The sequence below is a fragment of the Vibrio profundi genome, assembly GCF_005281835.1.
GTDB classification, from domain to species: domain Bacteria; phylum Pseudomonadota; class Gammaproteobacteria; order Enterobacterales; family Vibrionaceae; genus Vibrio; species Vibrio profundi.
In genome coordinates this window covers 740,288-764,926 of sequence record NZ_RZIS01000001.1, presented here as the reverse complement: position 1 = coordinate 764,926, position 24,639 = coordinate 740,288, and the positions used below count along the sequence as shown (strand labels likewise).

The window sequence follows — 24,639 nt, the reverse complement described above, 5'->3', positions numbered from 1 at the left end:
TTTGTCGATAAATGTACCTATCTAGTCGCTAAACTTCGGCTTCAGCCCACTCTTTACGGAGTATTTTGGTCGCTGACACTAAATTAGCTAAAGCAGCTTCGGTTTCTGCCCAATTGCGAGTTTTCAAGCCACAGTCTGGATTTGCCCATAAGCGTTCTGCCGGAATTTTTTTCGCGGCTTTCTTTAGTAATTCGACAATCCATTCTTCAGATGGGATATTCGGAGAGTGGATATCATAGACACCAGGGCCAATTTCATTCGGATAATTAAACTCTTCGAACGCTTTCAAGAGCTCCATATTAGAGCGAGACGTTTCAATTGTGATGACATCCGCATCCAAAGCTGCCACTGATTCGATAATCTCATTGAATTCGCTGTAGCACATGTGAGTATGAATCTGTGTTTCTGGTTTCGCACTCGCAGCAGAAATCTTAAACGCATCAACCGCCCACTCTAAGTACTCAGCATGATCACTTTTCTTAAGTGGTAAGCCTTCTCGAATAGCAGGTTCATCTATTTGAATAATATTGATCCCTGCATCTTGTAAGTCCGACACTTCATCACGCAGCGCAAAAGCCAATTGATTAGCAATCTCCTTACGAGAAATGTCTTCGCGTGGGAACGTCCAGCATAGAATCGTTACCGGGCCTGTAAGCATGCCTTTCATTTGTTTTGATGTCAGCGACTGCGCATAAGTAGACCATTCAACAGTAACCGGCTTTTCTCGTTCAATATCCGCTACGACAATCGCGGGTTTTACACAACGAGAACCATAACTTTGAACCCAACCAAACTTTGTCGTTTGGAAGCCTGCAAGGTTTTCTGCAAAGTATTCCACCATGTCATTGCGTTCTGCTTCTCCGTGAACCAACACATCGAGATCTAGCGCTTCCTGACGATTTACCGCATCAGCGATATGACCTTTAAGTGCTGCGGTATATTCAGCTTCCGTTAGTTGCCCAGATCGGTATGCACTGCGCTGGAGTCGTATTTCACCGGTTTGTGGGAACGAGCCAATTGTGGTTGTTGGCAATAATGGTAAGCCGAGAACTTCCGACTGATGGGCAGCACGAACTGGATAAGGTGCACTGCGCTCAGCGAGTTGCTTAGTAATCGTATTCAAACGAGTTTGTACTTGCGGCTTGTTAACATGAGCGGCACTTTTTCGGGCTTCAATTGGCTGGCTATACGTTTTACACGCCAAAATTGCTTCCTGATTACCATCTAAGGCAGCACCAAGTAGGCTAACTTCAGACACTTTTTGTTTAGCAAATGCGAACCAACTCTTCACCTCTTCAGACAAACTATCTTCAAGCGCCAAATCCACTGGACTATGAAGAAGTGAACACGAACTTGCCACCCAAAGGTTATCACCTAACTTCTCTTTTACTGGTTGTAATTTAGTCAGTAGCGCCGCCAAATCCGCACGCCACACATTTCGGCCATTAATTACACCTGCAGATAGAACCCAACCTTCAGGAAGCTTATTCACCACTTGTTCTAACTGCTCTGGCGCTGCCGCTAAATCTATGTGAAGACCATTCACAGGCAACTCAACAATACGATCTAGCGTATCTGTCACCGAATCAAAATAGGTGGTGAGCAAAAGTTTTACATCACTTTGGAGGACTTGGTAGGTAAGCTTGAACGAATCTATCCACTGCTGTTCTAATTCCAATCCAAGAATTGGCTCATCAATCTGAACCCATTCAACCCCTAGTTTAGACAGCTTGGCTAAGATTGACTGATACGCTGTGAGTAAGCGCGGAAGAAGCGTCAATCGATCAAAACCTTCTTCCACCTCTTTACCTAGATAGAGATAAGAAAGTGGGCCTAGCAGTACAGGCTTTACTTTATGTCCAGCTTTAACCGCTTCGTTAACTTCGTCGAATAGCTGAGGCCAACTGACTTCGAAAGTATCGTCTTTGCTAAATTCAGGAACGATGTAGTGGTAGTTAGTATTGAACCACTTAGTCATATCAGACGCTGCCGTTTCTTCATCAGTAGCATGACTTCCACCACAACATGCCGATTGCGCTTGTGATTGACCGCGCCCCACTCGAAACAGCGTATCTAAGTCAGGAAACCCTTGGTTGTGGCGCTTTGGTACTTGCCCAAGTAATAGCGTCGTGGTCAGTACATGATCGTACCAAGCAAAATCTCCTGCGGTAGCGAAACTTAAGTTGGCTTCTTCTTGAACTTTCCAGTTTCTCGATCTCAGTTCGCTACCAAGTTCTTTGAGTTCGGATTGTTCAATCTCCCCTCGCCAATACTTTTCTAGCGCAAATTTTAGTTCTCTTTTCTCGCCAATACGTGGGTAGCCTAGAATATGAGTCGTTGTTGTCATGAGCCTAATCCTTGTTCGTTAATTTAGTAATTCGAGCAGACTACCCTTTCACTCACAGTGTCGAATAAGGCGTCTGGATGGCTAAACTATCTCTCCAAACACGAACATGAACAATCTCCTTATATTCATCTTATTTATTAATAAAATTCATGGCGAAAGGGAATACCGCTTCGCGATAATAAACATTTAGACGTCTAGACGTTTACATGAGAATTAAAACAGAGTAGTGTAAAACGATAAGTTAAAAAATTAATACTTGGCTTAGGGAATATGAGGAATACTCATGATAGAGCTTAAACATCTACGGACACTCACGACATTACGCGATAGCGGTTCATTAACAGCGACGGCAACATCACTACATTTGACCCAATCTGCATTGTCTCATCAGCTTAAAGATCTTGAAGCCCGCATTGGCGGTCAGCTTTTTCTGCGCAAAACTCGCCCTGTAAAATTCACGTCAGAAGGCGAAATTCTACTGAGACTTGCCGACGAAATTTTGCCTAAATTAGCAAAAGCAGAAAATGAACTCGCGAGCTTGAAAGAAGACGTTAATGGCCGACTGCATATGGCGATAGAATGTCACTCATGCTTCCAGTGGCTGATGCCAGCGTTAAAGGAATATCAAATCGCTTGGCCGAGTGTGACCCTCGATTTTTCGTCCGGTTTTGGCTTCGAACCTTTACCAGCGCTTATGGCTGGTGAACTCGACTTGGTAATTACTTCCGATATTCAGCCACGTTCTGAAGTTCACTATGAACCCCTGTTTGATTTCGAAATGCGTTTAATTACTGCGATAAATTCACCGTTGGCAGAACAAGAGCGTATTGAACCGGAAGATCTCGCTGACTTAACCATGTTGTCTTATCCGGTTCAAAAGCAAAGGCTGGATGTAGTTAAACACTTCTTGCAGCCTGCAGGGATTGAACCTAAAAAGTGGAAACAAGCAGACAATACTTTGATGCTCGTTCAGATGGTCTCTGCCGGATTGGGCGTTGCAGCGCTACCTAACTGGGCAATCAGTGAGTTTTCTAGACAAGGGTTAATATCCAGTAAGCCACTAGGAAAAGGGCTTTCAAGAAGGCTATTTGCGGCAACCCGTAATTCAGAAAAAGATAAACGCTACTTACAAGCGTTTTTTAGTACCGCGAGGCAGCAATCCAAAAGCCACTTAGATGGAATCGAAGTGATCTAATCAGTAATAATGAGACAATTCGAAGGTACGATACTTAAGCCTTAGCCGAGAAGTACGCCAATATATCGCCTTGGGTCACTAGGCCTAGATACACGCCAAAGTCGTTAGTGATCACCCAAGGGGGAGCAGATATTTCATTAAGTAGCCCCGAGATATCCTTTGCCTTGGTTTTAAAATCAATGGTTTCAAATTTAGTCTTCATCACCTGATTTAACGTTCGCTTGCAAATCGCGAGATCCTTGGCGGTTTCTAACTTGGTTCCTATGGTCGAAGTAAGGTAAAGCTGCAGCGTCGCTTTATCGACAACCCCAACGCACCGCTCTTCAACAATAACGCATACCGCCTCTAAAGTAGGATCCGCATCGAACGCCTTTTTGACATCGAGAATGCACACATCTGGAGTGAATACCGGGGCTTCTTCTCTAACAATACTCAGTATTCCGATTCCCTTAATCATCGAAGAACTATCCAAAAATTCGTCCAATCGCTCTTGATAGCCCCAAGCTTGTTCAATCTGACCTAACGGTAAGGGTTTGGAAAAGAAATAACCTTGAATGAAATCCACCCCTAATCCACACAGAACCTCCAGCTCTTGCTGAGTTTCTACGCCTTCAGCGACCACTTTTACATCTAGCGTATGTGAAAGCTCAGTGATCATTTTGACAATAAAATACCTATGCGTTCCGACCTTTAAATTCACAACAAACTCTCGATCGATTTTGAGTAAATCAAAATTACAGTCACTTAAGTACGTAAAGGAAGAATACCCCGTACCAAAGTCATCAATAGCGACACTTACCTTATGTTCTCGTAAGCTATGGATTAAATCAGACTGACTCGATTCGCTATCGAAATAGGCACTTTCGGTCAGCTCTATGGTGACGAGCTCTGGAGTATGGGCGAACTCTCTGACCATTTGTAATGCTGAACTCAATACCACTTCCGCCCCTAATTTGGTGTTCAATGAGCGGTTGATCGTGATACCAATTCGTTCACCATATTGATCTTGGATTCGTTTTAACCCATTTAGTGACGCCACACCGACGCATAAATCCAGCTCAGACACTAGTTCTAAATCTTCGGCTATCGCGACCATTTCTTGGGTGTTATACATTTGGCCATCAGGTGACTTAAAACGACATAACGCCTCAAACTTCACCACATCCCAATTACTGGTATCCACAATAGGCTGATAAAACACTTCAACGCTTTGATTTTTAATACAGGCCACCACCACCTCTTCAAGGTGCTTTCTACGCATGATCTGCTTATGGGTAACACCATGATAAAACGAGATCAACCCTTGCTGGTCACATTCCAGCATCGATTGAATAGCATGATTCACCATTCGTTTAGGATCATCCGTATCATGCCCGAGTATGGAAACCCCGACTTTCCCTTGAATTATCGCTTGCTTAACAATATCGCCAGCCGAGTGGTAAATATGGTTAAAGAACTGACGAATAGTCCGGTGCAAAATCTCTATCTGATCACCAGACGTTCCTTTCTGACATTGCACACTCACCATAAAAACATTATTCCCCAAATACCCCACATGACGGCATTTAGGGTTACGGGTAAGGGACTCAGACAACATCGGCTTTTGTTGGAAATCTTGCTCATGTTCAAATTTAGGCTGGAATGCAATCGCGAGGTCAATGATGTCTTCACTGCTGCCTAAACACTGTTTAATCAGCGATGAAGTAAACTGCTGCTTGGTAGAAAGCTGAGTCAGTAACTCAACCCCACCATCTTCTTGTTCAGCAATTCGATACAAATGGCTCGAAAGGTCAACAAAGAAGCCAATGTAGAATACGCGTGAATCAATCGAGAGTTTCTGCACCGTTAGTTCTTGTGCAATCGCGTCGCCGTTAGCATTCTTTATTAGGAGCGTTCCGGTCCAGTAGCCCTTACCTTCAATACTCGACCACATTCGGTCGTAATATTCACGAGTATGCTTTCCTGAATCAAATTTAGAGATGTGTTTACCGACAATTTGGTTCGCTAAATAGCCGATATGTTCTTCAAAATAATGATTACATATCACCACTCGTTGGTGATCATTCGCCACTATAATGCCGTGGTGTTGGTTATTAAAAAGCTGTTGAAATAGCACACCAAAGTCTTCCCTGTCAGGCATCACAAGGAGTGGTTTGAGTGTACCTTTAAGCCCTTTTCCCTGATCGCTTTGAATAAAAAATTCAACGTAGACTAAATGTGCTCTATCAAATGTTAGGCAACACGAAAGGTATTCTTTTGAATGCGTAGTCAGTGCTTTAATAAAAGATTTTTTGATCGACTCACGGTCGAGCTGAGACATGAATTGAAGAATTTCAGAAACTGAAGACACAGGGTGTGACATAGGAAGAATATCTTCAATCAATTTAGAATCGTACTCAAACAAACCCGAGTGAACGTTCCAGCTCCAATTCACTTCTGGGTAATGATGTTCTAAATAAGATACAGGTTTATCCGGATTCCTTTCTGGCATACCACACCTTCTAAGGCCCTATTGGTTTGGCGTACCCTGCCTAGATAATGGGTATCACTTCCTTGATTCAGCCTTTCCAACAACAGCGAAGATTTTAAAGAGTGTTTTCTGAGAATACCTCTATAGCTTAGGACTAATATTCACTTTCGTAGAAAAAATAAAGCCATTAACTCAGTAATTACTCACTAAGTTAATGGCTTTATCTAAAATCAAACCAAATCAAATGCTAGCGAAAGTGCGATTTAAACTGATTGGTTAGAGGGTCATATTGGTAGCCAAGCACATCCAATTTCCCGACTACATTTTCCACATCTAACTCGTACATACTGGCTAAATCTTCGAAGCTATTGCACTCCAAACGAAGCTTCTCATTCACTATACCTAGCAAGATGGTGCTGTCGAGTTTACTTACGTTACTAAGGTCCATGTCACTCCCCTTTCGCTGTATTCACTCCTATAAGTTTAGGCATACTGGTGTCAATTCGCGAAAAGTCAGATCACATTTTAGTGACTACAACGCCCACAGTTGGCTTAAGCCCAAAAGAGCCACAACCAGCATTACACTAGCCAAACCTAGTTGAATTTTTTCTGGTGCTTTGACAAAGAATAAATGCCAGCACCACACAATGATGGATGAAATCAGCAAAGCAAAACCAAATAGCAGATTCTTGGTCACAAGCTCCAGTTCCGCTTCCGACATAGAGTACGCGTTAAGTAAGGTTGCGAGCACCATGCACATACCGCTGATTACACCAACAACAGGCAAGATCCTATGAAAAGCTTGCAGGCGAGTGCGTGCAATCGTCAGCAGGATATGGGCAAAGCTTGCCCCAAGTAATGCAATAGAAATGAAAGTGGCAATCGTCGCCGCTAACGTCGGCTGCTCAAAGGCTTGGATAGCAACGTAAGCCAGCGCTAAACCATTGGCAAGGTGCAATAACCAAATAGGCCCTTGGTCACGGGTTTTCTTGGTTTGAACTTGAGAAAAGAAGTAGAAAACCGCGAACACAATCATGAACGCTTCAATTCTGACCGAGGCGATCGCAATCCACAGCACACCGATTGCTGGTAGCAGTTTATGGATTCGACCACGTTGGCCTGGGCAAATATCGCCTTTTACTAGAATAAGAGTCAGTATAGACAAGGCACCAAGTAACATAGGTGCGAACAACATCAAAAGAGATTCAATCATGGTTATTGTCGGAAATTCATGTAATTTGCGCAGATAATAGCAAAGCCTCCCATAAAGGCTAGCAACCTACTACTAAATTTCTCGATCTTGCTAGTCTATCCAAGGCATACAGTAGGCCAGTAAATCAGCTTCGTTGATCATCCCTTTGTATATTCCTCGCTCATCCACCAGAATCCACGGAAACGGAGTTCCCTTCTCCACCAGCCCCGGAATTTCACTTGAGTTCGTATCCATTTCCAATGTGGTGAACGACACCTGCATCATTTGATTCACAGGTTTTTTCCAAATTTTTGCTTCTTTGTCCGACTCTAAATCGGTGCCCATGCTCGGTGTCATGTGCAGGTTGATTACTTCATTATTTAATAAACCGACGCATTTCTTATCTACAATCACCGGAATCGTGTTCACCAGATCGTTTTCCAAATATTGAGCCGCTAAAGACAAAGGATCGCCCGACTTGATCTGCGGTGGCGCATGTCTAAAGAATGAATATAGTGTTTGGCTTAGATCATTCGGCTGGCTATTAGGGTTGAATAACTCATTGTCGTCTGCCTTTTCTAAAATTTGGCTGAGGTCACTTAACTTACGTGGCTTATCAAATAAATAACCTTGAATATAATCAACGTTCAGTAACTGCAAAATCGTCAGCTCTTCGGCCTTTTCGATCCCTTCGGCAATCACTTTAACGCCTAAGGTGTGAGCCAATTTAGTGATCATTTTGATGATATTAAATTTGTTAGTGTTTTCATGAACGTTAACAATTAAGTCACGGTCAATTTTAAGCGTATTGAAATACCCGTCACTTAAATAAGAAAGCGAAGAATAGCCCGAGCCAAAATCATCAATCGCAACGCTAATTCCAAGTTCGCCGAGCTTCTCAATCGCACTGTCTTGCTCGATTTTACTCGCAAAGTGGCCACTTTCTGTAATTTCGATGGTAACGAGATCAGGCCTGTCGGTATTAGATTGGATCAATTTCGCCGTTTCAATCAGCAACCGCTGCGCATTTCCTTTCGTCTTAAGTGAGCAGTTAATGGTTAATCCAGTTTCATCACCAAATAATTGCCGAATCTTCTTATGTTCCCCTAAAGCGATCAGTGCCACCGTTCTATCAAGTTCAGTGATCAAACCCATTTCTTCCGTCAAATCGATCATCTCTTGAGTATCGAATATCTCACCTTTGATTGCGGGGAATCGACATAAGGACTCAAACATCACCACTTTTCCCGACTGAGTATCCACGATTGGTTGGTAATGGACTTCAATTAATTGGCGATGTAGCAACTGCTGAATAATGGTTTCTAAGTATTGCTTGCGAATGATCTCTTTATGAGTGTGGCTATGGAAATAATTGATATGTTTTCCAACATATTCCTTCGCCCCAACCATCGCTTGCATTGCGTGAGACAATAATCGCGTCGAATTTTTCGCATCCACATCTAAAATAGACGCACCGACTTTACCTTTTGAAATGGCAAGGTACACACGCTCACTCGCCATGTTTTTCAACTCAGAAAAGTAGCTACGAATCGCGTTATTCAACGCATGTACAAAGGTCCCTTTCTCTGAAATCGCGAATTCAACACATACTACAAAGGTATAGCTACCTATGTACCCAGGGATTCGCGTGCCGCGCATATGTGAAATAATATCTGCAAATTGCTTTTGGTCTTCAAACATCCAATCGGCGTCAAACTCTGGCTGTATGCCTAATACAATGACACCTGTGGTTTGGTCTTTAGACTCAAGCAAAATCTCTAACTGGCTTAAGAAACGTTCTTTGGTTGGAAGCTGAGTAAGTAACTCAATACCGCCTAACTCTTTATCAGCAATTTGCGACAGACTGCGAGACAAATTAACCGTTAAGCCAATGTAATACACCTTACCTTCAGCTGGCTCTAACCGTTGAATGGTCATTTCTTGCGGATAAATAATGCCTTTATTGTTTTTGGCCAGCATGACACCAGACCAGACGCCCTCTTCGCGCAACGATCGCCACATGTTTTGATAGAACTGCTTGGAGTGTTTTCCTGCATTAAAAATCGACGTTTTTAGCCCAACTAATGCTGCGCGTTCATAGCCACTTTGTTTCTCGTAATAACTATTACAGGTAATGATACGAGTCTGCTCATCTGTAATGACGATACCATGATGAGGGTTTTCAAATAGTGACCCAAAGATATTGGCCACTTCTTCTCGAGAAGGAACCGAGAACATCGGTCGGAGCGTACCTTGAAGAATATTGGTATCAATCATCTCTATGTAAATTTCCACATAGGACAAAATCTTCTCGTTCGGGAAAACGCAGCAGCTGATATAGCGAGCTTCTCCGGTTCGAACGACTTCTTCAGTTAATGATTTTAATTGCTTTCGGCACTGCTTCGTCATTAAGCGCAGCACATCGGAAAAGGTTTTTAGAGGTTGAGTAGGTTTGAGTAACTCGTTGACTGAACATACGTCAAATTCGAGCTGCTGAGTTTCTAGGTTAAGTGTCCAATCGACCAAAGGGTAAAGGCTATCCGTAAACCCTAGTTTTGTGTCGACAATCTCCTGAGGACCCAATTGATTGATTTCCATATCGACTCCTATAAAACTAGTCTCATAATAATAGTCCAGAATATAATCAAGTTCTTAGAGATTACTCGAAGAACCGAAAATGCCTGAAAAATTTCATGGATATGTTCCGCTAGCTAGTCTCAGCACATACCGCTATAATTCCCGCCTCCTAGATCTGAGGTCAAAATATGTACAGCGAAATCACTCCTATTCATGAACACAAAAAATACTGGGCCGAGTGCTATGGAACAGCACCTTTCTTGCCTACCAGTAGAAAGGAAATGGATGCTCTAGGATGGGATAGCTGTGACATTATCATTGTTACAGGTGATGCGTATGTCGATCACCCAAGCTTTGGTATGGCAATCATTGGTCGCTTATTAGAAGCACAAGGTTTCCGTGTGGGCATCATCGCTCAGCCAAAATGGGACAACAAAGATGCATTCATGGAGTTAGGCAAACCTAACTTATTCTTTGGCATCACTGCGGGTAACATGGATTCCATGATCAACCGCTATACCTCAGATCGTAAGCTTCGTCATGATGATGCTTACACGCCAAACAACGAAGGTGGCAAACGCCCTGATCGCGCAACCTTGGTATATTCTCAACGCTGTCGTGAAGCCTATAAAGGCACACCTATTGTACTTGGCGGCATTGAAGCAAGTCTTCGCCGTGTTGCTCACTACGATTACTGGTCAGACAAAGTTCGCCGCTCGGTGTTGTTTGATGCAAAAGCAGACATTCTGTTATTTGGTAACGCTGAACGCGCACTGGTTGAAGTAGCGCACCGCCTTGCGGATGGCGAAGAAATGTCGACGCTTACCAATATCCGTGGCACAGCTGTGAATCTTGCAGCCGCACCAGAAAGTTACAAAATCATCGACTCTTCTCGTATCGAAAAACCGGGTAAAGCTTACGTTCCAGTAAACCCTTACGAAGTCGAAACTAAGTGTGACACCAAGAAAGACGAAGAGCCAAAAGCGCAACCAATTACAATTCGTCCATCTCGTCATGATGCGAAAACAACGGCAGTACGTATTCCTGCGTTTGAAAAGCTAAACAATGACCGAATCTTGTACGCACACGCAAGCCGAATTCTTCACTTAGAGACAAACCCGTATTCTGGTCGTGCCTTGATTCAGCGTCACGGTGACCGCGAACTTTGGGTTAACCAAGCGCCAATCCCGCTGACCACTGAAGAAATGGACTACGTATTTGGCCTATCTTACAAGCGTGTTCCACACCCTATGTATGGAAAAGCGAAGATTCCTGCATACGACATGATCAAAACTTCAGTTAACATCATGCGCGGCTGTTTTGGCGGCTGTTCGTTCTGCTCTATTACAGAGCACGAAGGCCGTATCATCCAAAACCGTTCGAAAGAATCAATCTTGGACGAGATCGAAGATATTAAAGATAAGGTTCCAGGCTTTACTGGCACTATCTCAGATTTAGGTGGACCAACCGCTAACATGTACCGCCTGGGGTGTTCAGATCCAAAAGCGGAAATTAACTGTCGCCGCCCTTCATGTGTCTTCCCGAAGATTTGTGAAAAGCTAAATACCGACCACAAGCACACTATCGACCTGTACCGCTCCGCACGAAAAGTGCCAGGCGTTAAGAAAATCATGATCGCTTCTGGTGTTCGTTACGACTTGGCAATTGAATCTCCAGAATATGTACGTGAGCTTGTAACGCACCACGTTGGTGGCTATTTGAAGATTGCTCCAGAGCATACTGAAAAAGGCCCTCTCGACTTAATGATGAAGCCGGGTATGGGTACTTACGACCGCTTCAAAGAAATGTTCGAAAAATACAGCGCGGAAGCAGGTAAGAAGCAATATCTCATTCCTTACTTCATCTCGGCTCACCCGGGAACAGAAGATGAAGACATGCTCAACCTTGCGTTGTGGCTGAAAAAGCACAACTACGAGTGTGACCAAGTACAAAACTTCTATCCATCGCCAATGTGTAATGCGACTTCGATGTACTACTCAGAGACTAACCCTCTGAAACGCGTTAAGTACAAGAAACGTGAAGATGTACCAGTACCAAAAGGTGACCGTCAACGTCGCCTGCACAAAGCGCTACTTCGCTACCATGATCCAGATAACTGGAAGATCATCCGTGAAGCACTGATCGACATGGGTAAGAAGCACTTAATTGGTGACCGACCAAACTGTTTGGTTCCAGAAGAAGATCTAGATGCGCGCACACCAGCGCAGCGTCGTAAGTCTGGCCGTCATGGTGCAAACCGTTTCGCGACTAAGCACAGTAAGTCTCAGCCAGGACTAGGTGGTGAAAAGCCACGTAATCACGGCTCTAAGAATGCGCCAAAGAATGGCAACAAGTCGGGTTCAGGTAACAAAGCATCACAAGGTGGGAATGGCGGTAAGCCAGCTGGCCGAGGTAAACCTGCAGGCACTGCCACTGGCGGTACGAACAAACCTAAGCACCACAAAGGCAAGAAGCCAACAGGAGCAGGTCAAAGCCGTCAACGCAGTGCACAGCGCTAACGGTAGATGGCTTAGCCGATAAGTTGATATGAACGCAAAAAGCACAGCTCAAGCTGTGCTTTTTTTATCGCTACTTATTTATCATTAGGTAACGAGAAAACCTACTCAAATGCATCTCTTAATATTTCTCACCACCTTGTCTTACACAATCCGTGATGCGCGATTGTTACTTCCACACACAAGCTTCAAAACAAAAACAGAAATAACAAAGTGAAATAGCCTCAAAACTCCTGCTCTTGAGGTAACAAGCTATTGATCAGGTAATCAATATACTCCTGCTCTAGCAGTGGTTTACTAAAGTAATAACCCTGAATGTAATCAACGTGCTTAATTTGGGCATAATTCAGTTGATCCAAAGTTTCGACCCCTTCCGCTACCACTGGCTTATTCAAATTGATCGCCAGAGATGCGATGGAATTAAACACCGTTTGTAATTTTTCATCACTGACGACATGAGTCACAAACGCACGATCAATCTTAATTTCATCGAAGCGCAAACGACACAGATAGCTCAAGCTAGAAAATCCGGTACCGAAATCATCAATCGATACTTTAAAGCCCAAATCCTGCATTTGCTGTAGAACTTGATTTACATAGTTGAAGTTGTCGATCAATGCCGACTCAGTAAGTTCTAACTTAATTTGGCTATTATCAATGTTATGTTTAGCAATACACTCGGTGAGCTTGTCGACAAAGTCGACATCTAAGATTTCCACCACACTGATGTTTAGAGCAAACAAATAGCCAGAAGTATCTATCCCTTTGTCTTTAAGAGTTGCCAGTAACTCACCAAGCTTCCTCACGTTAAATTGAGTCAGTAACCCAATATCACCTGTCTTTTCAGCAATTGGAATAAACTCGACAGGCGACACCATTGCACCTTTTAGCGTCCAACGGATCAAACATTCTGCACCGACTACCGCACCCGACATCGAATCATGAATCGGCTGAAATGTGGTATAGAAGTGCTCGTCTAACTTGTCGGCTTTTATCGCAAAGCGAAATTCAGTCTCAAGATTATTTTGATGCTCAATTTGCTTAGCCAAGTCTTCTTGAAACTCAGCCAATCGAATTCTCTCCGCAGACACATCCAATATCGCCATTTCCGCTTTATTGAGGCTTTGTTCGTGCTCGTCACCGATATTTTCTTGATAATACCCAAGAGCAACGTTGCTGAAGAAATGTCGACCATTGAAATGAAACGGTTCGTTCAAGAGCGAATAAAAATGCTCAATATCTAACGCATCATTATCTGCGATAAATACAATGAAGCTGTCGGTCGAGTGCTTACTGCAAATAGCCGAGTCGATTTCTGAGTACACACGCGCCAAGATTTCCATGAACACCAAATTAGCGACTGCACTACCCCATATTTCATTAATCCTTTGATAGTTACAGATTCGCACACAACAAACCGTGCCATAGCATTTCTCTTCCTCAATTTTTGAGAGGAATGCTTCCCGATAAAGCAGCCCTGTATGAGGGTCCTGCACGGAAAGCTGGCGATTTAAGCGACGTGCAGCGACAAGCTCACCGTTATCGCTGCAATGCAGAATTAAGGAGTCGTCGCAAGCGACTACATGTAGCTTTAGCCATGCGACATTTCGATCTGGGTAGCTGATGCCACATTCAAACTCATAGGGTGTGGTGTTTTCTGGGGAAGACTTTTCAGATAATAGCAAGCGCATATGCGCCTCGAAGGGATAGGTTTGGTAGCCATCATCAATAAAATCAACACTACAATCTGTCAGCATGCTCATACCAACATCAAGCCGGAAAATCTCTTTCGCTTGATTCGATAACTCAGAGATCACCCCTTGATTATCGAGTATTACATTAATTACACCTAAATATTCAACTTCCTGATTTGAATAGGTCATACTTCCACCAGCACTTTTTGAACATGGTAAGGTAAATTCTGTATTGCACAGACTTTATCCACGACCCCACGTGCTATCGCTTCCTTCGGCATCCCAAATACCAAACAGCTTTCTTCGCTTTGAGCAAAGGTACTCGCACCAGCCCTTTTCAGCTCTAGCATTCCTTGCGCCCCATCGTCACCCATGCCAGTCAAGATCACGCCGATTCCATTTCGTCCTGCATGCTGTGCAGCAGAGCGAAACAACACATCGACTGATGGCTTATGTCTGCTTACTAGCGGGCCATCTTTTAGTTCAATGTGGTAGGTCTGATCCTTCCTATTAATCATAGTATGAACGCCACCAGGCGCAATATAGACCCGGCCATGTTCAAGTGTTAGCCCATTAGTAGCTTCGACCACTTGGTGCTTAGTAATGATATTCAAACGGTTAGCGAATGCGTGTGTAAACTTTGCGGGCATATGCTGAACAATAACGATAGGTGGGCAGTCAACAGGCATATGATTTAGGAATACTTCGATCGCATCCGTTCCGCCAGTGGAAGCACCAATTAGAACAAGGTGTTCCGTGCGTTCTATTTTATGCAAACGAGTCGGCTTTATGATGACATCTGCCGAAAAACGTTTTCGGAAACTGTTGTCCGATAGATACTCCATGGGCCTCACCTTCACTTTTGCTGCGTGTTTAATGCTGCTCAGTAGGTGGGTGACTTCGTCAGAGTGTAAATAATCGTTGAGATTTGAACATGGCTTATTCACCACTTCTATTGCCCCTGAAGAAAGGGCCTCTAAACATAAATCAGGGTTGGCAGCTGTTAAGGCCGATAGAATCACAACAGGCACCGCATGTTCCGTCATGATCTTTTTAAGAAAAGTAATGCCATCCATTTTGGGCATTTCAATGTCGAGTAAAATGACATCTGGCATCGCTTTGTTCATTTTTCGCATGGCGAGCATAGGATCTGGTGCCGTGCCAAGTAAGGTTAAATCAGGGTCGTGATTCACGATATCACCCAGTACCTGTCGAATAACCGCCGAATCATCAACAATAAATACATTAATACTCATAGGCTTACCTTTTTAAAGATACACCGTTCAACTTGCTGGAGCTGCTTGTCGTTTTTTACGATATTTTCACTATGCCCGAGAAATAACAGCCCACCGAGTTGCAGCCGAGCAATTACGTTCTGCAGAATCTGCTTTTGTTTAAGTGGCGAGAAATAAATCAAAATATTGCGTAGGAATATGATGTCGTGCAGGCTGGTCTGACTATCGCTGAACTCTAAGAGACTCGCCGTAGAAAAGAAGCAGCGTTGTTTGATCTCTTTACTCAAAGTAAAGACGCCCTCGTACTTCCCTACACCTTTCAAACAGTAGCGTAAACGGAAATCGCTCGGTATTCGTTCAACTCGTTCCATCGGATAAGTAGCTGCTTGTGCCTGCTTGATCGCTAGCTGAGAAATGTCTGTTCCAAATACGTTCCAGCCATTTTCTCCCAGCACGTTATGCAGCATCATCGCCAAGCTATAAGCTTCTTCGCCTGTCGAACAGGCAGCGCTCCACACTGATAAAGCATGTTCATTTTTAGTTCTGGAACATAAATACGCTTCCAACCAATTAAACTGATCATTTTCACGGTAGAAGTAAGTTTCGTGGGTGGTTAACTTATCGATGAATATTTGAACTTCACTCTGAGTATCGGGCTGATTGAGGTAGACCAAATACTCTTCAAATGTCGAAAGGTTAAGGTGGTTTAAGCGGCTTAACAGCCTATTCATTACCGCCATTCGTTTGTGCTCGGCTAGCTGAATACCCGTTAGTTTTTCTAGCAGATATTTGATCTGATTGAAGCTATCGTCGCAGAGTTCGGCCATTGGCTTTCCTTACGCATAGGCTCGCAGGTTAACTAAGAATGTTCTTAAATAGTTCTTTTTGATAGTCGACGATTTCTTCATTGATCGACGTAATGCTGAGCATGGAGGCCATATCCAGTACAATAAAAACCTGTTCGTTGACGCGCGCCATATGAAGAATAAAACTGACCGGGATATGTGCACCAAAGTACGGCGCTCCTGCTAATTCTTCCCCACTAAGCTCTTCAATCGCCCTAACTCGATTAACTAAGACGCCAATAGTAATCGCTTCGTGAGTGCTCTCGTCGATACAATCGTAAAGCACAATGCAGCTATATTTATCGTAGCTATTGGTATTTCTTAGCCCTAAGCGTTTTGCAGCATCGATTACAGGCACAACGCTTCCTCGCACATTAATCACACCACTGACCGTGCTCGTGCACATGGGAACTTGGGTAACATCTTCTAGTTCAATGACTTCTTTTACACTACGGATTGAGATACCAAAGATTTCACCGCCAATATCGACTAACAAACACCCGTTAACACTGTTGGAAAGAGGCGCTACTTCACTACTGCTGAGATCATTCATGGCTTACCCTCAACTCATCTTCATTTGTGATTGGCTTATTGAGTTCCGCTTTTTCCAACCAATGAAGTTGCGCTTCGGTAAGCAATTTATCGACATTCAATATGGTCAACAATCGGGTATCGAGTTTCGCTACGCCAATCAATACTCGATGTTCCAATTGCCCGGCAAGGTCCGGCGCTTTTTCAATTTGAGCACTCGATATATCAATCACCCGTGTTACCAAATCAACTTTGTTGCCAACTTGATAGACCACTCCTTGATACTCAACATCCGAAATAATCACACAACTTTTTGCCGTCACTGGTTGAATTGGGAGCCCTAAGCACACCGCAAGGTCAACAATCGGAATTACACTTCCCCGTAGATTGATGGCTCCAAGTACAAAATCGGGTGATAAGGGCAGAGATTCGATCTCTGGATATTCCATGATTTCTGCAACATTACGGATGTGGTAAGCAAAGAGTTTATTGGCTACTTCAAACTCCAAATACTTACCACTGTCACTGATTGCGCTGATGTTTGGCTGACTCATGCAATCCCTTACTCGTCGAATGGCACAAAGCCATCGGTTCGGTCATTCTTCTTCCCCTCAACTTCTTGGTCACGCGCTTCTTTTTGTTGGTGCGTAACCTGGTTAGGGAGAGGGGAATAATCGCGGCGTCGATATGGGTCTGAATTTTTGGAGAGCTTAAAGAACCCAACGGTTTTACGGATTTCCCCAGTTTGTTCTTGAACCATAATCGCAGTGGACGAAAGCTCTTCCGATGCTGACGCATTTTGTTGCGCGATATCATCCAACTGAGAAACCGTGCGATTAATTTCCGCCACACTGGTACTTTGCTCCGTCGAAGCGGCCGTGATCTCTTGAACTAAGTCCGCCGTTTTCTGGATATTTGGTACCATGCGATTAAGCATATCTCCGGCATGCTGTGCTACTTTGACACTCTTATCCGCTAGACTACTGATTTCCTGAGCGGCAACCTGACTACGCTCTGCAAGCTTTCTTACTTCATCTGCAACAACCGCAAACCCTTTACCGTGCTCCCCAGCTCTTGCAGCCTCAATCGCAGCGTTCAATGCGAGTAAGTTTGTTTTGTACGCAATGTCTTCAATGATGCCTATCTTCTGAGCTATCTCAGTCATCGCATTTACAGTGTCATTGACCGCTTGTCCCCCATCGTGCGCTTCAGCACTAGATTGAGTCGCAATCCCATTGGTGACCTTAGAATTATCGGTGTTCATTGAAATGGAGGAACTCATTTGATCAAGCGACGCACTGGTTTCTTCGACACTCGCGGCCAATTGGTTGGAAGTCGAACTCAACATTCGTGAGGTCGTCGTCACTTCATTTGTACTGTGTGCTATGGCTTCTACCGACGCCTGAATGTCGAGCAAAATATTTTGCAGCCGTTCGACAAAACCATTAAAACTTTGCGCCGTTTCACCAATTTCATCTTTACCAAAATCTGGAATTCGACGAGTCAGGTCCCCTTCACCAGAACGTAAATCCTCTGCTGCTTCAGCCAAGGCTTTAATTGGAAGTACGATGCCTTTAATTAAGAATAGCGCAGTCACTATCGCAAGAATGACAGCAGCCACTAATAGCCCCCACACCAAAGAAATGCTTTCACGAGCAGCGAGTATTAACTCATCCAGCGATTGGTTACTTTGGAGTCGCGCGTTGTTATTAATCGTTTCTAGGATTTCTTCTAACTTTTTGAACACTTCATGTTCAAGCTTATCTATTTCGATCGCTGCGTTGATTTTGTCTCTCGGACTATACAAAGCGAAAATCTCTTTACCGCCTTTATACAGCTCATCGTACATATGCTCGACTTCAGCCAAGCTTTTTATCTCAGCAGGTTTGCGCTCCAATGGCTTAATTTCAGCAAGGAAGTTGGAGAAGTTTCTCGACTCTTTTTCAAACTGATTAATCGCTCCAGGCTCACCGCGCATATACGCATTAAGCGCCGCCATCATGTCGCCTTCTTCATCGATAAGCTCAAGATAGTAACGTACACCTTGCAAGTCATCGGTCACGACTTCTTCAAAATCACCCGAGCTTCCGGCGTCAGCAACTTCTTCCTCTTTTAAGGTATCAAGAAGCCTTTCTAATGGGATGGCAAACTCTTCAATCAAGTATCGATACTGCTCTGCGGCTTGCTGTTCTTGGGTAGGGTGAAAAGTATTGAATACCAAGTTTTGCGCATCGGCGTAATAACGATCTGATAAATCTTCGATCTGGCGCATTAACACCACATCCACGGTTTGAAGCTGTTTTAACTCTTCAAAAAAGGTGACGAATTCTGTGTAATTGGCTCGAAAGTCATCCCTTTCTTCCGCTTCCCCTGTAATGAACTCCAGAACATTCGAGTTCATGTCTCCAAGTTCATCGAGCATACTTAAAGACAAAATCGCTTCGGGGATATCCTTTTGCCCGACACTGATCGCGTATTCTTCTATAGTCCGGTTTTTCACCTGAACAGAAATCGCGATCACCAATAGCAATATCCCCATGGTTAACATTGCGAGTATGATTTTGTTCTTGATAGACAATTTGTTCAGCATTGTTATGCTCCTTGCTCGTCGTTATCCTTTGTCGCTTCGATACTGTCGAGCTCTTGTCGATTAACAGCCGATTGAATGAGTGAAAACACATCCAGGATGATAGCGACTACGCCATTCCCCAGAATGGTTGCCCCACTAATGCCTTTTAGCCCTTCAAACAATCGTCCTAATGGTTTGATAACGGTTTGGAATTCACCCAGTAACGCGTCCACGACCAAGCCAGCACGTAGTGTTCCATACTGCACAACAATCAGTGACTCTTGGTTATGTTCGGCGATTTCCGTAATTCCAAACAGCTCTCGTAAACGGAGAAATGGCAGCACTTCTCCTCGTAAATCAATAAAATGTCGCCCTTCAATGGCTTGCTTTGATACCACTTCATGCAACTCTAAGCATTCCACCACGTTATCAAGTGGAATTACGTAGCTCGCTTGTGCGGCTTTGAACATAAACCCATCGATAATCGACAGTGTTAGCGGTAACCGAATTGATACCTCAGTACCTATTCCAGGCTCGCTACTCACTTCTACGGTACCGCGCAACTGCTCTATGTTACGTTTCACCACATCCATCCCAACTCCGCGACCAGACAAATTAGTCACGGACTGAGAAGTAGAGAAACCCGGCTCAAAAATCAGCGAAAAGACATCTCGTTCACTTAAATGAGAAGTGCTTGTGATCAAGCCTTGAGAAAGAGCTTGCTCAAGTACCCGATCTTTATCTAACCCCCTGCCATCATCGCGCACCTCAATCACGATCGATCCTGACTCGTGGAACGCATTAAGTGTAATGCTGCCTTGGTCGGGCTTCCCTTGACGGCGCCTTTCTTCGGGTATTTCAATACCGTGATCAATTGCGTTTCGAATAATATGAGTAAGCGGGTCACTCAGCTTTTCTATGAAAGTTTTATCCAGCTCGGTATCTGAACCGTTGATTTGGAGTGAGACCTGTTTGTTGACTGATAAAGCGGTATCGCGCACTACCCGTTTAAGTTTATTAAACGTGTCACCGACTTGAACCATACGCAGCTGCAATGAGCTATCACGAATATTTTCGACTAAGCGTTCTAATTGAGTAATGGTTTCAATTAAGGCTTCGTTACCCGTTTCATGAGCAAGCAAAGTCGTTCTAGCGCCAGTGATCACCATTTCACCGACTTGATCGATTAACTTATCTAGCTTGTCTGCCTCGACCCTTAACGTTTTACTGCTATGGACTTTCTGATGCTGTTTAGTCACCGCGGCTTGCACAACTTCAGCGGACACCGCCTGTTCTTGTGTTAACACGCTCCCAAGCAACGGCGGCGATAACTGACCTTCTTTCTGAGAGCTTTGTAGTTCCAGCCCGGTTTCTAGTTCATTCGGAGTTATCGCTCCGCAACGAACTAAAATCTCCCCTAATTTCTGATTGGGCTCTGGTAGCTGGTTAATAAGGTCGATATAGGTATGAATTTGACTATCAGGAGGCAAGATATGAATTTCCGCATCTTGCTGGATAAACTCAAACACATCCTCGATTTGTCGCTTGCTTGCTGAGGTTTCTAAACGGATCTCAAACCCCAAATAACAAAGCTCTGGATCGAAAGAGTCTGTTTCAGCTAAGGCTTCATCTACGACGGCTATTGAAGCGATTGAGCCCAGTTGAGATAGGTAATGGATGAAAGCTTTGGGATCTAATCCATCTTGAAACACTTGCTGGTTTGGTCGAAACGAGATGTGCCAGCATTGATCCTTTTCTTCTAGCGCTTTGTCTTCATCCACAAGCTCATGAGATACCTCCGTACTTATGTCTTCAGGGTTAAGTACCACTAAGGCGTCATGCAAAGATTGATATTTAACTTGAGTATCACCTTCGAGAGGTTGACCGATATGCGCGATTAATTCATTAATCAAGTCACACACTTTCAAGCCTACTTCTATCAAGTCAGGAGAAAGCTCACGCTCATTGTCGCGAACTAGATCGAGGAGCGTTTCGTAGCGATGACTGACATCAACAATTTCATCAAGCCCGAAAAGCCCTGCGCTGCCTTTTATTGTGTGAATCGAACGAAACATTGCGTTGATGTGCTCTGCGCTTGGCTCTATATGGGTAGCATCAAGCTCAAGTAAGATTTGCTCCAATTCCGTTAGCAACTCCTTCGCTTCGTTAACAAAGGTGGCAAGCGCTGCCTGCATTTCGTTACTCATCGATTAACTCCACGCCCCAAACCACACCAAGAAACTCGAACGCCTCAACCAATACCAAACTCGCGTTAACGATTTGCAGCTGTTGGCATGGATACACGTTCAACATTCTCAGCAACAATTGAATACCAGCCGTGTCTATTTCAGCAATGCGAGAGCCATCAAGGTTAAGTAATTTGGTGTCATCCACCAGCGCCATTAAATCCGCATACACTTCACCGACCTCATAAATCGTCAGTTCTGCGGGCAGCAAATATTCTTGTTTATCAACGGGTGGAGTCATATTAAGGAGCCAGGATCTTAGAAACCGCCTGCAGCATTTGGTCAGGTCGGAATGGCTTAGCTAACCAGGCTTTTGCTCCTGCCTTGCGGCTTTCTTCCATTAAATAAGGTTGGCTTTCCGTAGTGAGCATGATGATTGGCGTAAATTTGTATTTAGGCAGTTCCTTTACCGATTTCACAAAGTCGATACCGTTCATATTTGGCATGTTCACATCACTGATGATCAAATGAACCTTATCGCCATCTAATTTTGCAAGCCCATCCACCCCATCTTTGGCTTCAATAACCTGATAACCTGCGCCCATCAACGCAATACTCACGACCTGCCTTAAAGATTCAGAATCATCCACGATCAAGATTGTTTTACTCATTCATCCTCTCCAGGTTTAAAAAAATGTCACTTCTTCTTTGTTAGAGCCTTCATCAACAGCGGTTCGCGATTCAATGTTATCGATCGCTTCCACCAGTTTTGCTTCATCAAAATACACTTCAGCTTTCGCCGGATCGTTCAATACGGCATCGACTTGATGGCTGATCAAATTCATGGCTTCAAAGACACCACTTTGCATCTGCTGGGTGCGATCACCGAACTGCAGCAACATAATGATTTGGGAATGGGTCGCTTGCATTTTGTCGGCTAACCGCTGGCTCTGCTCACTGGTTAATTCCTTTGATGCAAGTTGCCCACTGATTCGTGTCGAGTGCTCCGAAAGTTGCCGGAACAAATGGGAAAGCTGATCAACAGAGTTGGCTGAATCTTGGCAGGCATAATCCAATTGCACGATCAACCTAGGAAGGAGTACGTTATGAAGGGAGTAAAGAACGTTATAAAGCTCTTGGTTCAACTCGGTTTCGTTTTTAGGCTGCAAGTACTGCACAACACTGCCACCGACAATGCTAATCACGGCACTCGCCATCAAAACTTGCCAAACGGCACCAAACAAAATGAACAATGTTAAGAATGAAATTATGCCCAGTACAACTAAGGGCTGTATGGGGATTATCATCAACTCACCTATAAGCACCTAACTATTACTCTTTTAATAGCCTAGTTCATATTGATAAGCTTGATGATAGATTTTGAAGTTTGTCACAAACGAGATTATCGCGTCGGTTGAGAGAAAACCCAATAACGACTAAAAAGAAAATTGCTAATCATCCCTACCAGAACGCCAGCAACAAGCGCTACAAACGTACCAATAGGGTGATTTGGCAGTAGGTCCGAAAGTACCTTAAATACGACTAAATTAGGCACCGCTGATAACAAGGCTGCGCACATAAATTTTTGCCATTGCAAAAAGGCTTGAGCCAGTGAGCCTTTATCTTCTACTGCAAAGGTAAGAATTCGATTTCCGTACCAAGTAGTTGTCGCAGCACAGAAAAATGCCACAACACGCGCCTGAATAATCGGCAACTCAAACAGATAAAACATCAGAGAAAAGACAGTGTAGTCAGCAATAAAGCCGACCACACCGACACAGCCGAATCGGATAAAACGGCTGTTATTAAATAGCTTACGAATCATGAAGGGTTCACTGTATTCTGAGTGTTCTCTGCGCTCACACTTACCGGGCTCGCATCAAAGCAGCTATAGAGTGCACGCTTAGATTTCGCTGTAAATTCCAAAGTACAAGTGAGTGACTGTTCAACAATCACAGGCTTCACTTCTGCGCTTTTACCAATCAAGTAGAACTTATCTAGCCCTTCGAGTTCATTCATGTTTTGCAGTTTTACTGCCTTACCTTGGCTATAAAACTGACCAGAAAATGGACGTTTACCTATATAAAAGCTCTGAGCATCATCGTGAATATTGGCGAATATCACGCGGTCACTTTTCTGATCGGCTTTACCTAGATTCAGCACTAACATCGCAATCATCAGCAACACAGGTAGTACCATAGCGACACTAGAAAACCACTTAGTATCCTTTTTCATGACTAACATTGCGACTAGCAAACCCAGCGCGGGGATACCCGGTAATACGTAAGCCGGTAGAATGTTCCCTGCTAAACTGAACAAAATTAATGGCGAGACTAACCAACAGACTAAGAAAGAAAATAGACCCGGATTCTGTTGATTCGCTTGTGTAATTTTTTCTTTTCTAAAGAATGCCAACAATGGAATAACTAAAGACCAAGGTGCAGCAGCTTGCAGCCAAAACAACCAAATCATACCTCGTGGTTCGTCGTGGGCAGAACCATATAAGTCCCCTTCCCAGCCGCTTACCACAAAGCGCTTAAAGTGTTCTCCAACAATGAAATAGTCGATAAAGCCCGGTGTCGCGACTTCAGCCATTACATACCAAGGTAAAGCAATAACCAGCATTAAACCGGTGCCAGTAACAATTGGAAAACGTTTCCAAAGCTCTGTAAACGCCCCGATAAAGCCGTGTTGCAGCACTAACCAAGGGAAGACAGCGATACCCATAATCACAATCGCGACAGGCCCTTTCGCAAGTAGGCCACACGCCAAACCGACAAAGCCGATATAACCCCAAATTTTGTCCGTTCGAGTTTTCCCTTCTCCCAGCCAGCAAAAATAGAAGCCAAGCATGGCAATCGTCATAGATAAGGTCAGCGCCATATCCGTCATTACAGCGCCAGCAGCAATCGAGAAAATGCCACAAGTCGCTAATACAATAGACGTCACCAGCGCGCTATAACCGCTCTTACGCGTGAAATAAGCCATCAGTAAAATCGTCGCGACACCCGCTAACCAATGCGGAGCACGGACAGCAAACTCGCTCAGCCCAAATAGCTCAATCCCCGCAGCACTCATCCAAGTAAACAGTGGTGGCTTACCCCAAAATGGCACACCATAATCGAACTGTGGCGTCAGCCAATTGCCCGTTTCTACCATTAGCCGAGCCATTTCACCGTAGCGGGCTTCAGTCGTATCCATCAGTGGGTAGGTTGCTAGTGAAATCAGGCGAAGCAGTAACGCAAATCCTAATAAGCCCCATAAATGAGTTCGGTTCATACT

19 protein-coding genes are annotated in these 24,639 nt (G+C 44.0%); 2 read left to right on the top strand and 17 right to left on the bottom strand.

The features are described 5' to 3' along the window. Positions 1-28: 28 nt before the first annotated feature. Positions 29-2,347 (bottom strand): 5-methyltetrahydropteroyltriglutamate--homocysteine S-methyltransferase, encoded by a 2,319-nt coding sequence (gene metE, locus ELZ11_RS03540; RefSeq protein ID WP_137355985.1) that lies wholly within the window; start codon positions 2,345-2,347, stop codon positions 29-31. A gap of 283 nt (positions 2,348-2,630) precedes the next feature. On the opposite strand from metE, the gene ELZ11_RS03535 reads away from it, so the two are divergent. Beyond that, a complete protein-coding gene (locus ELZ11_RS03535) occupies positions 2,631-3,542 on the top strand; it encodes a LysR substrate-binding domain-containing protein (RefSeq protein ID WP_137355984.1) in 912 nt (303 codons plus the stop codon). 34 nt (positions 3,543-3,576) lie between these two features. Here ELZ11_RS03535 and ELZ11_RS03530 read toward each other — a convergent pair whose 3' ends face one another. The 4 genes from ELZ11_RS03530 to ELZ11_RS03515 form a co-directional block, all read right to left on the bottom strand. Next, positions 3,577-6,033 carry an EAL domain-containing protein gene (locus ELZ11_RS03530; protein WP_137355983.1) on the bottom strand — a complete coding sequence of 819 codons (2,457 nt, stop codon included), beginning with the start codon at positions 6,031-6,033 and terminating at the stop codon, positions 3,577-3,579. Positions 6,034-6,259: 226 nt separating this feature from the next. Then, the gene (locus tag ELZ11_RS03525; RefSeq protein ID WP_137355982.1) at positions 6,260-6,460 is read right to left on the bottom strand and encodes a DUF4250 domain-containing protein; all 201 of its coding nucleotides are present in this window, start codon (positions 6,458-6,460) and stop codon (positions 6,260-6,262) included. Between the two features lie 84 nt (positions 6,461-6,544). Further along, positions 6,545-7,225 (bottom strand): hypothetical protein, encoded by a 681-nt coding sequence (locus ELZ11_RS03520; protein WP_137355981.1) that lies wholly within the window; start codon positions 7,223-7,225, stop codon positions 6,545-6,547. Positions 7,226-7,315: 90 nt separating this feature from the next. Further along, the gene (locus tag ELZ11_RS03515; protein WP_137355980.1) at positions 7,316-9,802 is read right to left on the bottom strand and encodes a sensor domain-containing phosphodiesterase; all 2,487 of its coding nucleotides are present in this window, start codon (positions 9,800-9,802) and stop codon (positions 7,316-7,318) included. A 167-nt stretch (positions 9,803-9,969) separates the two neighbouring features. Between ELZ11_RS03515 and ELZ11_RS03510 the strand changes: the two genes are divergently transcribed. Continuing rightward, the gene (locus tag ELZ11_RS03510; RefSeq protein WP_137355979.1) at positions 9,970-12,300 is read left to right on the top strand and encodes a YgiQ family radical SAM protein; all 2,331 of its coding nucleotides are present in this window, start codon (positions 9,970-9,972) and stop codon (positions 12,298-12,300) included. Positions 12,301-12,521: 221 nt separating this feature from the next. On the opposite strand, the gene ELZ11_RS03505 is transcribed toward ELZ11_RS03510, so the two are convergent. From ELZ11_RS03505 to ELZ11_RS03450, 12 genes are all read right to left on the bottom strand, one after another. Further along, positions 12,522-14,180: a bifunctional diguanylate cyclase/phosphodiesterase gene (locus ELZ11_RS03505; protein ID WP_137355978.1), complete on the bottom strand. Its 1,659-nt coding sequence runs from the start codon at positions 14,178-14,180 to the stop codon at positions 12,522-12,524. Further along, on the bottom strand, positions 14,177-15,247 hold the full coding sequence (locus tag ELZ11_RS03500) for a protein-glutamate methylesterase/protein-glutamine glutaminase (RefSeq protein WP_137355977.1): 1,071 nt from the start codon (positions 15,245-15,247) through the stop codon (positions 14,177-14,179). The genes ELZ11_RS03505 and ELZ11_RS03500 overlap by 4 nt, the downstream gene beginning before the upstream one ends. Further along, positions 15,244-16,053, bottom strand: coding sequence for a CheR family methyltransferase (locus tag ELZ11_RS03495; RefSeq protein WP_137355976.1), 810 nt, complete (start codon positions 16,051-16,053; stop codon positions 15,244-15,246). The genes ELZ11_RS03500 and ELZ11_RS03495 overlap by 4 nt, the downstream gene beginning before the upstream one ends. Before the next feature lie 28 nt (positions 16,054-16,081). Beyond that, positions 16,082-16,624, bottom strand: coding sequence for a chemotaxis protein CheW (locus ELZ11_RS03490; RefSeq protein WP_137355975.1), 543 nt, complete (start codon positions 16,622-16,624; stop codon positions 16,082-16,084). After that, the gene (locus ELZ11_RS03485) at positions 16,617-17,156 is read right to left on the bottom strand and encodes a chemotaxis protein CheW (protein WP_137355974.1); all 540 of its coding nucleotides are present in this window, start codon (positions 17,154-17,156) and stop codon (positions 16,617-16,619) included. The genes ELZ11_RS03490 and ELZ11_RS03485 overlap by 8 nt, the downstream gene beginning before the upstream one ends. A gap of 8 nt (positions 17,157-17,164) precedes the next feature. Further along, positions 17,165-19,192 carry a methyl-accepting chemotaxis protein gene (locus ELZ11_RS03480; RefSeq protein ID WP_244291591.1) on the bottom strand — a complete coding sequence of 676 codons (2,028 nt, stop codon included), beginning with the start codon at positions 19,190-19,192 and terminating at the stop codon, positions 17,165-17,167. A 2-nt stretch (positions 19,193-19,194) separates the two neighbouring features. Further along, positions 19,195-21,378 (bottom strand): chemotaxis protein CheA, encoded by a 2,184-nt coding sequence (locus ELZ11_RS03475; RefSeq protein ID WP_137355973.1) that lies wholly within the window; start codon positions 21,376-21,378, stop codon positions 19,195-19,197. Continuing rightward, positions 21,371-21,658, bottom strand: a complete 288-nt coding sequence (locus tag ELZ11_RS03470; RefSeq protein ID WP_137355972.1) for an STAS domain-containing protein — start codon at positions 21,656-21,658, stop codon at positions 21,371-21,373. The genes ELZ11_RS03475 and ELZ11_RS03470 overlap by 8 nt, the downstream gene beginning before the upstream one ends. Position 21,659: 1 nt before the next feature. Beyond that, positions 21,660-22,028 (bottom strand): response regulator, encoded by a 369-nt coding sequence (locus tag ELZ11_RS03465; RefSeq protein WP_137355971.1) that lies wholly within the window; start codon positions 22,026-22,028, stop codon positions 21,660-21,662. A gap of 15 nt (positions 22,029-22,043) precedes the next feature. Continuing rightward, positions 22,044-22,664: a hypothetical protein gene (locus tag ELZ11_RS03460; protein ID WP_137355970.1), complete on the bottom strand. Its 621-nt coding sequence runs from the start codon at positions 22,662-22,664 to the stop codon at positions 22,044-22,046. A 95-nt stretch (positions 22,665-22,759) separates the two neighbouring features. Next, the gene (locus ELZ11_RS03455) at positions 22,760-23,182 is read right to left on the bottom strand and encodes a GtrA family protein (protein WP_137355969.1); all 423 of its coding nucleotides are present in this window, start codon (positions 23,180-23,182) and stop codon (positions 22,760-22,762) included. Beyond that, positions 23,179-24,636, bottom strand: coding sequence for an ArnT family glycosyltransferase (locus ELZ11_RS03450; RefSeq protein WP_137356252.1), 1,458 nt, complete (start codon positions 24,634-24,636; stop codon positions 23,179-23,181). The genes ELZ11_RS03455 and ELZ11_RS03450 overlap by 4 nt, the downstream gene beginning before the upstream one ends. Positions 24,637-24,639 lie beyond the last annotated feature (3 nt).